A 12,973-nucleotide genomic window follows, 5' to 3' on the forward strand; every position below is an offset into this window, starting at 1 on the left:
CAGCAGATCCGCTCTTGGATCCTGCGATATTTATTATTCTGTATAAAGATGAATCGTGTCTTCTACGGTCATCAGTGTATTTGGCGCAGGCAATTGACGTATCACTTTCTTTCCTTTGCCATGCCATTTCATTTTGAATGTGTAATTTTGCGCGAGCAGTTCTTTCTCACTCATGCCAAGTAAACTAGGTGAACGGAATGTCACTGCATCTCCCCAGCGGTATTCCTTTTCCAGCTGCTCTTCCCTGCGCTCTATGCCGGCGATCGGTGCAACTTCTTCGATAATCCTTCCGACAATCGGCGCGGCAATGACTCCACCGAACTGAATAGAGTTCTTCGGACTGTCGACTGCAACATAGACGAGCAGCTCCGGATCATCTGCAGGAGCGAAACCGATGAACGACACAATATAATCGCCGTCCTTATAACGCCCGTCAACGACTTTCTGGGCCGTCCCTGTCTTCCCGCCAATACGAAGACCGTCCGCGAACGCGTTGCGCCCTGATCCATTGGCTACAACAGATTCCAGGGCATGACGCACTTGGGCAGAAGTCTCTTCACTGATTATCTGCCGCTTCAGTTCAGGTTCGAATTTTTGCAGGGTTTTTCCATTGGAATCCTTCACTTCCTTGACAATATAAGGTTGGTAAAGATTTCCGCCGTTGATCGCGGCCGCCACTGCCTGCACCTGCTGAATAGGCGTCACTGAAATTCCCTGTCCAAACGAGGTAGTGGCCTGCTCCACCGGCCCAAAAGCTTCTTTAGAGAATAAAATTCCCTTGGACTCGCCTGCAATGCCGGATTCAGTTGACGCACCAAAACCGAATGCACGTATGTAGCGATCCAGTTTTTCACTTCCCAGCCGCTGGCCCATTGTGATGAAGCCCGGGTTACAGGAGTTTTCCACGACTTCCAGGAATGTCTGATCTTTATGCCCTTCCCGTTTCCAGCACCGAAGACGGGCATTCGCCACCATCGTATAGCCCGGATCATAAAAACTTTCATTTTCTAGATTAATGACTTTTTCTTCGAGGGCCGCAGCGAGTGTCACAATTTTAAAAGTAGAGCCCGGTTCATACGTCATCCATACCGGTAAATTCCGGTTATAAATCTTCGAATCTGCTTTCTGATATTCACGCGGATCAAAACCCGGCACCGATGCCAATGACAGCAGCTCGCCTGTTTTTGGATTCATAATGATCGCCAGGGCCTGCGTTGCGTCATATTTCTCCATTGCCTGAATCAGCTCGCGTTCCACAATTTGCTGCATCTTCAGATCAATGGTCAGCTCCAGAGACGAGCCTTCTTTACCGTGTTCAAAATCATCTTCCACATGGGGCAGCGGAATACCTTTAGCATCCGTAAACAGTCTGATTTTATCACCTGTGCCGTTTAAAATCTCATCATACGCATATTCAATGCCCGCAAGCCCCGTACTGTCGTAACCCGTAAATCCAATCAGTCTTGCCAGCAAGTCATCATAAGGATAGTGGCGAACGAAATCCACTCCTACGTATAGCCCGGGAATCTGCAGTTTCGTAATTTTTTCCGCCTGTTCCTTTGTGATGTTTTTCGCTTCCGGTGCCAGCTTGACCATATATTCCTTTTTGTTCATCTTCTCTTCCAGCAGTTCCACCGGCAAATGAAGGATCTTCGCAATTTCCGGAATAGAAGTCGAGATGTCCTTATTTTGAGAAGGCATAAAATAAAGTGTCGGTGCTAATTTATTGCCCACTACTAACTTGCCGTTGCGGTCCAGTATTTCACCGCGCATGGCACCAAAAGGAATTTGCAGATCCCAGTTCTTCTCCGCCTTTTCTTTCAGCCATTCGTGCTTGATGATCTGTACATGGAACAGCTTGCCGACTACCATCAGCATACTGATCAGGAAAATTAGGAAGGCTGCTCTCAAACGCTTCTTCGACTGCATATCAATAAAAGACCGCAATGACTCACTACCTTTGTTTTTCTACTAAGGTATGTCAGCGAAATACGCTCTATTCATCAGCCGCCGATGATTTCTTCCTCTTCCGCCTGCTCTTTCTGCTCTTTGGTTTTCTTTTCGTTATACTGCTCTTCCGGTGTGCGCAGTTCAATGACAATCGGCTCTTGATCACTTACTTTTGTCCCTTTTGTCACGCTCTGCCCGACTGCGTAGCCTTCTCCGTTTATTCGGATATCCAACTGAGACAGGTGTTTAAAAGCAAGCACGTTTTTTTTCGACCAGCCTTTGAAATCTGGCAGCGAAGTCTTGCCTGAAGTTTTCAGTAAGACAATCGAGTTTTCCGTTATTTTGGTGCCGGGAGCCGGTATTTGTTCCGTTACCTGTCCGCCTTCTCCAATTATAACCGGTTTGAAACCGTCCTGCTGTGCTGTTCCTGCAATTGTTTCTGCATTTTTCCCGACATAATCGCCCACTTTAATTACAGGGATCTCTTCCTCATTTTCAGGAGCGATATTTAAATATTTTAAACTGTTTTCCATGATTGGATTAAACACTTTTGATACCGGATCCGAACCATATTCACCAACCTTTAATTTCGGCTGCTGGACCGTTACATAAATCAATAGCTGTGGATCATCAATTGGTGCCATTCCTAGAAATGAATACAAATAGTTGCCGAAACCTGCCATATAACCGGGTCCTTGTTTACGCGGTATTTCAGCAGTACCTGTTTTTCCGCCTACTGCATAATTCGGCAGATTGTATTTTTGAGCTGTCCCTTTATCGGAAGTGACCGTCGTCGCCAGGATCTCACGCACTTTCTTGGCTGTCTCCGCTGATATTGGTGAACCGCTCTGTTCAGGTTCGTGATTCTCAATTACTTTATTTGTGTTCGGATCAATGATTTCATCAATAACATAAGGTCTCATCATGACGCCGTTATTAGCGATCGCAGACGCTGCTTGAATCATTTGAAGCGGTGTAACGGTAGAACCCTGACCATAAGAGGTGGTCAGCCGTTCTGCCGGATAATTATCCAGGACAATTCCCTTAGCTTCATTCGGCAAATCAATTCCTACACGTTTGCCAAATCCGAAGTCGTGAATGTACTCAATGAATTTCTTATCGCCGATCCGTTCCAGCAAATAAGCCATCCCTACGTTAGAAGATCGCTGAAGGCCTTCCAGAAACGTAATCGTTCCCCAGCCTGTACCGTTGACATCACGGATGATTTTGTCATAAATCTTATAAGATCCCGATTTAAAGTACGCATTGGGATCCCATTTATTTTCTTCCACCGCCGCAGCGAGTGTGAACATTTTCATCGGCGAACCAGGCTCAATCGTCTGTTCCACCGCGTCGTTCAGCCAGTTCTCCGTCAATCCTTCTCTGGTCATCGGATTGAAAGTCGGCCGCTGACTCATCGACAGAATTTCCCCTGTCTTCGGATTTGACACCAGTACCAGCATTTTCTTCGGTGCATATTCTTTTTCCACTTGGTCCATCGCTTCTTCTACGAAATTTTCGATTGTTTTATCAATCGTCAATTTAATCGTATGACCGTCTACCGGCTGCTCGACCTTCTTCTTGGTGGAGGGCAGAATATACCCCCAGCTGTCTGACTGATAATTCACTTTGCCGTCTTTACCGGTGAGTTGCTTGTCATACGTCTTTTCCAGCCCCATCTTGCCTACCGTGACGGCTTTCTTATCGTCCGTTTCTTCCTTCTGCGCATATCCGACTAAGTACGAAGCAAAGCGGCCGTTTGGATAGAAACGCTTCTTGCCTTCAACAAATAAAACGCCTGTCAAGCCTTTCTTGGACAATTCTTTATCCATTTTCAGAACGGTTTCCCTGTTTAAATCCTTGCCCGCGCTTCCAAACTCAATCTGCCATGTTCCTTCTTTGGCATTTTTCATTTTCGCCAGAATCTCCTGCTCTTCAAGCGCAATATATTTTGCCAGCACTTTTGCCGTTTCTTCATAGTCCACTACATGATATTTACGGGAGCTGTTTTTACTGCTGGCGGCCTCACTCAGCACAGCCACTACTTTATAGCTCAGAGTATCTGATGCAATCGGATCTTCATTCCGATCGATGATGGAGCCCCGGTCCGCCTGCAATACATTGTGCTTTTCATATTGATTCGCAGCGATTTTCGCCAGTTCCTTGCCGTCTACCTGGCCGGTCATCTGAATAAAAAGGAATCTGCCGAATAATATGAAAAAGAGCCCTCCGAATACCAGCAACATTAGAAAGGCTCCCCATTGAAATCGAAACTTCTTCATCGTCCCGGCACGACCTTTACGTTACTTTCGTTGAGGTTCAGGCCATTTTCTTTTGCTTTTTTCCAAATGCGCTCATAAGTCATCTTATCGCTCACCTGATTGGACAATTCAGTATTCTGTTTTGTGGTTTCATCGATTTCTGAATTCATCAATTGTACTTCTTTATTCACAGCGTTTAAATCAGAATGCGTCTGTAAGAGCATAGTAGAAAATAAAATCGTAAATGCTGCAAATAAAGCGAACAATAAATTTTCGCCTTTAGAAAAACGTCTTTTGACACGGCGGACAACAGTTTGCTGATCTTTCGTTGTATGTTGTTCGACTTCCGGTGTATATGGAGTGTATAGTTTCCGTTGTTCTAGTCCCATTGCTCGATTCCCCTTTTCTATTTCTTCTCTGCTATTCTTAATTTCGCCGATCTGGCCCGCTTATTTTGTTCGATTTCTTTATCTGTCGGAACAATGGGCTTTCTGTTTACCAGGCGTATATCGGGGTCCATTCCATCAGGGATAACCGGTAAGTTCGGAGGCAGTTCTGGTAAAGAAGATGCTTCCTTAAAAATACTTTTACATAAACGGTCTTCCAGCGAATGAAAAGTAATGACGCTGATCCGTCCGCCCTGCTTCAGAAGTGTCAATGCATCAGTCAAAGATTTCTCTGCCGCACCCAATTCATCATTTACAGCAATTCGGATCGCTTGGAACACCCGCTTTGCAGGATGGCCGCCTGTTCTTCTTGCCGCAGCCGGAATTCCCGTTTTAATCAGCTCCGCCAACTCCCCTGTCGTACGGATGGGTTCTTTCTTTCTCGCTTCTTCAATTCTTCTCGCGACAGGCTTAGAAAATTTCTCTTCACCGTATCTGAAGAAAATCCGTACGAGATCTTCATATGGCCATTCATTGACCACTTCATAGGCACTCAGCGGCGCGCTCGTATCCATGCGCATATCCAGAGGCGCGTCAAGATGATAGCTGAAGCCCCGTTCCGCTGTATCCAGCTGTGGAGAAGATACTCCCAGATCGTACAGGATGCCGTCCACTTCTGTAATACCTATGTTGGCTAACTCTTCTTTCAGTTCACTGAAATTCGCATGGACAAACTGCACTTGTGCTGCGTATTTCGCCAGTTTTGTTTCTGCAGCTTGAATAGCTGTCATATCCTGGTCGAAACAGATCAGCCTTCCTTCAGGTGAAAGGAGCTTGACGATTTCTTCACTATGACCCGCCCCGCCAAGTGTACAATCTACATATATGCCGTCTTTCTTTACATTCAAGCCTTCGACAGCTTCATGCAGTAAGACTGTGGTATGGTTAAACATTTTCACAACGCCTGCTTTCAAAAATCAAAATCAATAAGGTTTTCTGCAATGTCATTAAATGATTGCTCAGATTCTTCGTAATATGCATCCCATCGTTCAGCAGACCAGATCTCAATCCTGCTCGAAACACCGACGACCACGCAGTCTTTCTCAATTTTCGCAAATTCCAGCAAGTTGGCAGGAATATTCACTCTGCCTTGCTTGTCAATGCTTGCTTCTGCAGCTCCCGAGAAGAAAAAACGGGTGAATGCACGGGCATCTTTTTTTGTAACCGGCAACGCTTTCAATTTTTCTTCAAGCTTTTGCCATTCATCCAGCGGGTAGCCGAATAGACAGTTGTCTAATCCACGGGTTAAAATAAAGCCTTCTGCCAATTGTTCCCGAAATTTCGAAGGAACAATGAGACGGCCTTTCATATCAATTGAATGTTGATATTCCCCCATGAACATATCCTTCACCCCACTATATGAAATAATGTACCACATCCCCCCACTTTCCTCCACCCAGTATGCTACTTTTCTTCGCATAATCAGTAAAATGTGTCAATAGTACTTCTTTCTCTTTAGTTTTGCGCATTTTCTACATTGGTATGCATATGTTTCGACAGTTTTTCTAATCATTTTCGGGGTCCTTTGCAAATAAAAAAACATCTTTCTAAAATGAAAGGCGTTTTGTTTTGAAAAAGGGAATAGTATGCGTTATAAAATATGGGTTAGTGGAGAGAGACCGTTCCCCTGCGTTTCAGGCGGACGCTTTCGGGAGGGCCCTCGGTGAGCCAACTGGTCGCTTCGCTCCCTTTAGTTGTCTCATCCTTTCGGGCTGATCCTCCCCGAGTCGCCGCCTTCCACTACGGTACACTGGCTGGTGTTTCAATATTTTTTGTGTGAGTAGGTACTATGAGCATAATATCTGGGACTATTACGATAGGTAAGGTGTTTCATGCAATACTTAGCATTCTGCAAAGACTTAGATTCTTGTAATTGATGGCGTTTCCAAAGTCGAGCAACGAAACGAAACCATACCAACTCCATTCGCACTCTGCAAAAAAGCAGCATGTCATACCTCCTCCACACCAGCGAAGGCGGCTATGAGCGCGAAGGCCTGTTCAATGATCACGGCGGGATGCGGTATGATCACGCGGCCGAACCGAATGATCACGTGGCCGGTGTGTATGAGCGGCTGAGGCTGGGCTATGAGCGCTTGAGCGGGTACTATGATCATCCGCCAAGCTTCTTTGGCAGATGGGCACGTTTTTCGCCAGCTGGCTCATGGCGTAAGGCAATCCCCCAGCGCCGAAGCGTGTTTATACTGCAAACCGACACTTCATTCAAACGCTCAGCAAAGTCGAGCAATGAAATCAAACCAACGAAACCTTTGACCTTAAATAACTACGCCCACAACGCAGAAAAACGGCATTGCGTCTGCAATGCCGTTTTTTCTTACAACCTATTACAAATAAACCAACTGATGCTTACCGTCGAAACAGTACGGCTGGCGCAGGAGTTCGTCTATGAAACCTTCGCCGAATTGATTGATGAAAAAGTATGGCGAGTACAGGCGTTCCTGCAATGAGCCTTCTGGATATAGCTGCTCGCTCAGTATCTGATAGCGTCTGTACTGCACTTGGTGCTTGCGCAGCAGTGACTGTTCTTTCATTTTTTTCAAGTAGCTGAATTGCTTTTCGTGGAACTGCAGGTTTTTGTCGAGCACCTGTAACAGCCCCTGGTCCTGCTCTTTCAGATGGGCCTGCATCTTCTCAAATTGAGCATGAAGCTGCTCTCTTGATTCATCAATAAGTGCATCGAATGTCTCGTCTTTTTGTTCATCTAGCCATTGTTTTTGCAGTTGAGGCAGCTGGTGATCCAATACTTGACGGATCGTTACATCCGACATTTTCAGCGCTTCCTGTACTTGTCTGGAAATCAATGTAATCGAAATTCTGGGCACTATGACAGGCATACGAATACCTAATTTGTGAAAGGATTCTTTCAGCAATGACCAATACGCAATCTCCCCCGGACCGCCGACAAATGCCAGAACAGGAAACACCAGGTCCTGCATCAGAGGACGTGTCGCTACGTTATTGCTTAATAGCCAAGGTTCTTTTTCAGCAAGCTCATGCATCTCTTGCTGCGAGAAGGAAAGGCCTATTTGCTCGTTAACGAACATCTCGCCGTTTCTCTTCAGCAAAACTCTTCCTGTATCATGTACATAAAACAAGTTCGCATCTTGTTCTTCAGATTCAATCGGCTTATCGTATCCCAAAGAATTCAAATCCTGCTCAGTCGAATAAATGCTCGCGGCCATATCGGCTGCATTCTCGATCATTTGTGAGAAATAGGCTGATTCCAGCTGACGCAGCGGTTTATATGCGGCATCCAGAAATAATAATCCATGGTCGGAAAATAATTGATTCATCAGCGCTGTGAAAAAACCTGTATAGGACTGCTGCTCTTCCGCTGTTTTTAATACGTTCTGAAGCAGTTTATTCGTATACGCCGATTCGCCATAGCTTTTGAAAATCTTTTTAATATAGGCATGCATTTCTTTTTGATCATAGACCGTGTCAGAAGCCATTGACTTTAAAATGGAAGACTGTTTAAACTGGCGTTTTACAGCCTTGCCGTCCTGCGCGGTATATGTATGATTGATTTCATTGATATCATGATCTTCCCCTGCAATCCAAAACACCGGTACTACTGGTTTTTCGAGTACATCTCTTTGTTCGCGAGCCAGTAAAATAACCGAAATTGCCTTATGTACGGAATATAATGGGCCCGTCAACACTCCCGCCTGCTGTCCGCCGATAACAACTAAAGCGTCTAATGAAAGTTCTTTTATATGCTGCGCAGCCAATTCAGAAATCCCGTAAGGCTTCATATAACTTTCAATTAGAGCTGCTAGTTCTTCTCTTTGGTAAGCCCGCTGCGTTAGCTCTTTTGCCCTTTCTTCGTATCCTGCTGCTGTTATTTCATAATCAAAAAATCTATGGTTAAATTGCGAATCCTGACGATACGCTTCCATTAATTTATTTTTTCCAGGCAACTCTATCGTGTCTAATTCCATCTCATGAACTCCTTTTATATCGAATGCTACCATCAGTATATCATCTCAATCAGACAGGTTGAATTCATACGCCTGTCCATTTCAGATCACTTCGCATAATATATGATCTGCAAGATGATTCCTGTCAATATTAATAACAAGTAAGCGGCGGTCACCAACAGAAAAAAGACCCGCCACGCTTTCCTGAGCACCCGCTGTGTCCGAAACTCTTTTTCTGCCATTCGCTCTATGACAGAAAAAATAATCACAAGTACACAGACAGTTCCGATGACATAAACACCCAGCCATTGATCCCATATCGCATGAAGTAAAACCGTCACTGCGATTGCTGCAAACGGCGTGGTAACGTCGACTGCCAAGCCGAATCTTTTGGAAGGCGTAATTCCGGACCTTTTTAAAATCCACAGTATGAGGAATAGAATAATGAACGGAAAGAGCAATACCGCTCCGATTATATTTTCTGCCATCAGATACCGTCACCTCTATTTAAACCGAGCAGCATTTTTTCGAGCGTGTCCAATAAAGGTGCCTGGCCACCCTTTTGCCGAATTCTTTCCAAGACGGCAGTGATGATCGATTCAATCTCCATCGGATTCCCTTTTAATCTGTCTGTCAGCATGGAAGATTGATTGCCGGCAGTTTTTCTGCAGACAGCTTCCATATCCTCATAAGTTAATATAGCGGATAGTTCAGGAAAGTTGCTTAGTAATTCACTGCTCAGTTTTTGAAACAATTCATGAAAGGATGTATTTTCAATCAGCTGGCCGTTTCTCACCTGCAGTATGGCCGTCAGCGGATTGATTGCGCAATTGATCAGCGCTTTACGGAGCAATAACTCCTCCGCATCCTGCTGTACAGCAATTGGAAACTGCTGCGGATCGATCTGCTCGAGCCACTTCACCGTTTCTGTCATTTTTTCATTAGAAATCGCAATGGTGATCGGTCCTATCCCATTATGACGGACTGTGCGGTCATTTATACGTCCTGCTCCGTGCTCCACTGTGGCAAATGATGTATTCCCAAGCTTTAATTTTTCGATGAGCGCCAAGTGACCCATTCCGTTTTGGATGAACAGAAGATCCGGCTGCCCGGGTAAAGCACTGATTCTATGTAAGACGCTTTGCAGTGCATCATATTTCACTGCGATGATCCATAAAGCATCTGTCGGCAGTTCCTCCGGGGTCTCAGCAGTACGAACAGATACGATCGTTTCCCCGCCTGTTTCTTCGAGCCTGACCAAACCTTTTCTCAGCTGGTCCGCCTGCTCTTTGCGCCGCACCCAGAATGTCACGTCAGCTTTATGCTGTGCTAAATAGGAGCCGATCAATAATCCTATGGAGCCCGCTCCCACTATTACAAATCGCATACGTTTCCTCCTTGAAAAAGAGAGACACGACAACGGCGCCTCTCCCCTGGTTGGTTCTATTATACAGGATAAACCGGATGTTTTCTTGGCGCTTGGATGATTTCTTTCGTCTCGTAATAAGCCAGTCTGTCCGCCAATACGGCCCGCAGATCAGAAGGCGCCACAATTTCATCAATGATTAATTCGGAAGCCATCTTATAAATATCGATTTCCTCTTTATATTCCTGCTGTTTCGCTTTGATGAATTCAATTTTCTCTTTCGGATCTTTCATCGCTTCAATTTTATTGGAATAAACCGCATTGACAGCTGCTTCGGGACCCATCACCGCAATTTGTGCAGTCGGCAGTGCAATGCAGACGTCCGGCTCAAATGCAGGTCCTGCCATCGCATACAGCCCGGCGCCATAGGCTTTACGGACAACGACGGAAATTTTCGGCACAGTTGCCGAACTCATTGCCATAATCAGTTTGGCTCCGTGACGGATAATGCCCTGCCGTTCCACTTTTGTTCCGATCATGAAGCCGGGAACATCCGCCAAAAAGAGCAGAGGAATAGAAAACGCATCACATAACGTAATAAATTTCGTTACTTTATCCGCTGAATCAACAAACAGCACGCCGCCTTTTACTTTCGGCTGGTTTGCAATGATACCGACAGGACGGCCGTCAATCCGGGCCAGCGTCGTAATGATTTCAGGAGCGAATAGTTTTTTAATCTCAAATAAGCTGTTTTCATCGACCAGTTGATCGATCGCTTCATACATATTAAACGGGGCGTTTTGATTCTCCGGAATAATTTCTTCCAATGAACGCCCTTCCTTTATGGTGCCGGGCTTGGCGATTCTCGAATCAGCCTGATAATTGGCAGGGAAATACGCCAGATATCTGCGTGCTTCCGTAATTGCCTGTTCTTCACTCTCAACAAGCAAGTCGCCGCATCCGCTGACTGAGCAGTGCATCCGCGCGCCGCCCATTTCTTCCAATGAAACTTTTTCTCCAATGACTTTTTCGGCCATTCGGGGAGACCCCAGATACATCGAAGCATTCCCCTCAACCATGATGACAATATCACAGAAAGCCGGAATATAAGCACCGCCGGCAGCGGAAGGACCAAACAGGATGCACACTTGCGGAATCATGCCTGATAAGCGGACCTGATTATGGAAAATACGCCCCGCTCCCCTGCGGTTCGGGAACATTTCAAGCTGATCGGTAATTCTTGCCCCTGCGGAATCAACTAAATAAAGTAAAGGAACTCGCAATTTCTCAGCTGTTTCCTGAATACGTATGATTTTCTCCACTGTCCGTGCTCCCCAGGAACCAGCTTTGACAGTAGAATCATTCGCCATCACACAGACCGTCTGGCCGTTCATCTTGCCGGTAGCCGTCACTACACCGTCAGCCGGCAGATCAGCCGCTTCACAATTTGCGAATTTACCGTCTTCCGCATATTTTCCTTCATCGAAAAGCAAGCGCAGGCGCTCCCGGACGAACAGTTTGCCTTGTTCTTCCAGTTTTTGATGGTATTTTTCTCCGCCACCGGCAGAGATTCGCACAGAAATTTCTTCGAGTTTTTCATTATAAGCTGTTTTTGCCGAATCATTTGTCAAGAAACTCCCCGCCTTCCGTCAAGATTGGATTGTCACTAACACATCATCTTCATTGACAAAGTCGCCTTCTTTGCCGTTAATTGCCGTGATTGTCCCGTCTGTCTCCGCCTCAAGCGGAATTTCCATCTTCATTGATTCTAGGATCATGACGGTCTGCCCTTTGGCCACAGTATCTCCTACTTTGACTTCAATTGAAAAAATTGTTCCTGCCATTGCTGCTTTGACTTCTTGCATACAATCACTCCTCGGTATCTATTTTTCCAACAGTCTTGCTATCTAGTTAAGTGTAGCTTATTTTTGAAAACGTTTACAAGTAAATAGACAGCAAGTTCTAAGTGTATGTGCAGCGTGGCGCAAACTTTACTTGCTCTTCGTCAAAAACCGCCGGACAGCTTCATGATGCGCATCACTTTCCCACAGCACCGAGCAGACCCGCGCTTCTTCCAGCATCGCCTGCTGCAGTTCAGTCGCCTTCCACTTTCTTGTAGCAATCGCTTTATAGGCGCGGTGTACATTGCGGTGTATTTTCAGCATCGGCGCCAAAAACTGTTCCAGCGCTGTATCAGCATCTCCCATATAGAGTTCTGTCGCCCAGCCCATCCGCTTTAATTCCTCTGCCGAATGAATGCCGGCTCTGCTCACCAGCATCAGCAGCTGATCATGCGGACCATTCTTTTCGAATAAAAGTGTCGCTCCCCCCCAGCCTGAAGTGATAGCCAGTGTTCCTTGAATAAAGCCTGCTTTTGCGTGGTTTGAAACCAGTCGATAGTCACACGCTGTCGCCAGCTCACAGCCTCCGCCGACTGCCGCTCCATTCACCAGAGCAACTGTAGGCATTGGCAAGGTCGCAATTCGGTAAAGTATTTTCGCTCCTCTGCTCAGCATCGGCCACGCGTCGTCTGCTGTTTGGAAACCGTGAAAATCGCTGAGGTCTCCCCCTGAGCAGAATGCCCGCTCTCCTTCTCCCGTTATTACAGCAAATGCAATTTCTGGATCGTCTTCAATGCGGTCCAAGAATTCCTCCAGGCCTTGCATGATGTCATAGTTTACTGCATTGCGCATGGCAGGGCGTTGAATTGTAAAGTAAGCAATCGAGTCCTTGATTAGAATAGAAAAAGACAAAGCGTTTCCTCCTTTTTTATTTATGTAAGCTTGATAGCAGAATATAATTATTGTGGTTTAAAGGTGGGAAAGTGAAAAGAAACCGTTTCCCTGCGTTCCAGGCGGACGCTTTCGGGAGGGCCCTCGGTGAGCCAAGCGAACAGCGAAGGGTTCGCTTTGCCGTATTTCTGCGGTCTTTGCAGAAATTAAGGCAATACAGAGTTCCTTCTGCACACTATTTTCATTCGCTCCCTTTAGTTGTCTCATCCTATCGGGCTAA

11 protein-coding genes are annotated in these 12,973 nt (G+C 45.9%); all 11 read right to left on the reverse strand.

Annotated features, from left to right (window positions below):
- Positions 1–33: 33 nt before the first annotated feature.
- The 11 genes from GDZ68_RS01550 to GDZ68_RS01600 all read right to left on the reverse strand — a co-directional run bounded on the left by GDZ68_RS01550 (position 34) and on the right by GDZ68_RS01600 (position 12,714).
- Positions 34–1,929 carry a penicillin-binding transpeptidase domain-containing protein gene (locus tag GDZ68_RS01550; protein ID WP_153720670.1) on the reverse strand — a complete coding sequence of 632 codons (1,896 nt, stop codon included), beginning with the start codon at positions 1,927–1,929 and terminating at the stop codon, positions 34–36.
- A gap of 74 nt (positions 1,930–2,003) precedes the next feature.
- Positions 2,004–4,196, reverse strand: coding sequence for a penicillin-binding protein (locus tag GDZ68_RS01555; protein WP_228550967.1), 2,193 nt, complete (start codon positions 4,194–4,196; stop codon positions 2,004–2,006).
- A gap of 32 nt (positions 4,197–4,228) precedes the next feature.
- Positions 4,229–4,600 carry a cell division protein FtsL gene (ftsL, locus tag GDZ68_RS01560; RefSeq protein ID WP_153720513.1) on the reverse strand — a complete coding sequence of 124 codons (372 nt, stop codon included), beginning with the start codon at positions 4,598–4,600 and terminating at the stop codon, positions 4,229–4,231.
- A 17-nt stretch (positions 4,601–4,617) separates the two neighbouring features.
- Positions 4,618–5,550: a 16S rRNA (cytosine(1402)-N(4))-methyltransferase RsmH gene (rsmH, locus tag GDZ68_RS01565; protein WP_153720514.1), complete on the reverse strand. Its 933-nt coding sequence runs from the start codon at positions 5,548–5,550 to the stop codon at positions 4,618–4,620.
- Positions 5,551–5,567: 17 nt separating this feature from the next.
- A complete protein-coding gene (gene mraZ / locus GDZ68_RS01570; protein ID WP_153720671.1) occupies positions 5,568–5,999 on the reverse strand; it encodes a division/cell wall cluster transcriptional repressor MraZ in 432 nt (143 codons plus the stop codon).
- 1,000 nt (positions 6,000–6,999) lie between these two features.
- Positions 7,000–8,616, reverse strand: a complete 1,617-nt coding sequence (gene bshC / locus GDZ68_RS01575) for a bacillithiol biosynthesis cysteine-adding enzyme BshC (RefSeq protein ID WP_194841012.1) — start codon at positions 8,614–8,616, stop codon at positions 7,000–7,002.
- Positions 8,617–8,702: 86 nt separating this feature from the next.
- A complete protein-coding gene (locus tag GDZ68_RS01580) occupies positions 8,703–9,083 on the reverse strand; it encodes a DUF3397 domain-containing protein (RefSeq protein ID WP_153720516.1) in 381 nt (126 codons plus the stop codon).
- Complete coding sequence (locus tag GDZ68_RS01585) at positions 9,083–9,982, reverse strand: ketopantoate reductase family protein (RefSeq protein ID WP_153720517.1); 900 nt, start codon at positions 9,980–9,982, stop codon at positions 9,083–9,085. Before GDZ68_RS01585 ends, GDZ68_RS01580 begins: the two co-directional genes overlap by 1 nt.
- Before the next feature lie 59 nt (positions 9,983–10,041).
- Positions 10,042–11,592, reverse strand: a complete 1,551-nt coding sequence (locus GDZ68_RS01590; protein ID WP_153720518.1) for an acyl-CoA carboxylase subunit beta — start codon at positions 11,590–11,592, stop codon at positions 10,042–10,044.
- 18 nt (positions 11,593–11,610) lie between these two features.
- Positions 11,611–11,826 carry an acetyl-CoA carboxylase biotin carboxyl carrier protein subunit gene (locus tag GDZ68_RS01595; protein ID WP_153720519.1) on the reverse strand — a complete coding sequence of 72 codons (216 nt, stop codon included), beginning with the start codon at positions 11,824–11,826 and terminating at the stop codon, positions 11,611–11,613.
- A gap of 126 nt (positions 11,827–11,952) precedes the next feature.
- Positions 11,953–12,714 (reverse strand): enoyl-CoA hydratase/isomerase family protein, encoded by a 762-nt coding sequence (locus tag GDZ68_RS01600; RefSeq protein ID WP_153720520.1) that lies wholly within the window; start codon positions 12,712–12,714, stop codon positions 11,953–11,955.
- Between the last annotated feature and the right edge of the window lie 259 nt (positions 12,715–12,973).

Source organism: Sporosarcina cascadiensis (assembly GCF_009650995.1).
Classification (GTDB): domain Bacteria; phylum Bacillota; class Bacilli; order Bacillales_A; family Planococcaceae; genus Sporosarcina; species Sporosarcina cascadiensis.

Excerpts from the sequence above, each read along its gene's own strand:
- GDZ68_RS01550 (WP_153720670.1), bottom strand. The coding sequence starts at position 1,929 with ATGCAGTCGAAGAAGCGTTTGAGAGCAGCCTTCCTAATTTTCCTGATC.
- GDZ68_RS01555 (WP_228550967.1), bottom strand. The coding sequence starts at position 4,196 with ATGTTGCTGGTATTCGGAGGGCTCTTTTTCATATTATTCGGCAGATTC.
- ftsL (WP_153720513.1), bottom strand. The coding sequence starts at position 4,600 with ATGGGACTAGAACAACGGAAACTATACACTCCATATACACCGGAAGTC.
- rsmH (WP_153720514.1), bottom strand. The coding sequence starts at position 5,550 with ATGTTTAACCATACCACAGTCTTACTGCATGAAGCTGTCGAAGGCTTG.
- mraZ (WP_153720671.1), bottom strand. The coding sequence starts at position 5,999 with ATGTTCATGGGGGAATATCAACATTCAATTGATATGAAAGGCCGTCTC.
- bshC (WP_194841012.1), bottom strand. The coding sequence starts at position 8,616 with ATGGAATTAGACACGATAGAGTTGCCTGGAAAAAATAAATTAATGGAA.
- GDZ68_RS01580 (WP_153720516.1), bottom strand. The coding sequence starts at position 9,083 with ATGGCAGAAAATATAATCGGAGCGGTATTGCTCTTTCCGTTCATTATT.
- GDZ68_RS01585 (WP_153720517.1), bottom strand. The coding sequence starts at position 9,982 with ATGCGATTTGTAATAGTGGGAGCGGGCTCCATAGGATTATTGATCGGC.
- GDZ68_RS01595 (WP_153720519.1), bottom strand. The coding sequence starts at position 11,826 with ATGCAAGAAGTCAAAGCAGCAATGGCAGGAACAATTTTTTCAATTGAA.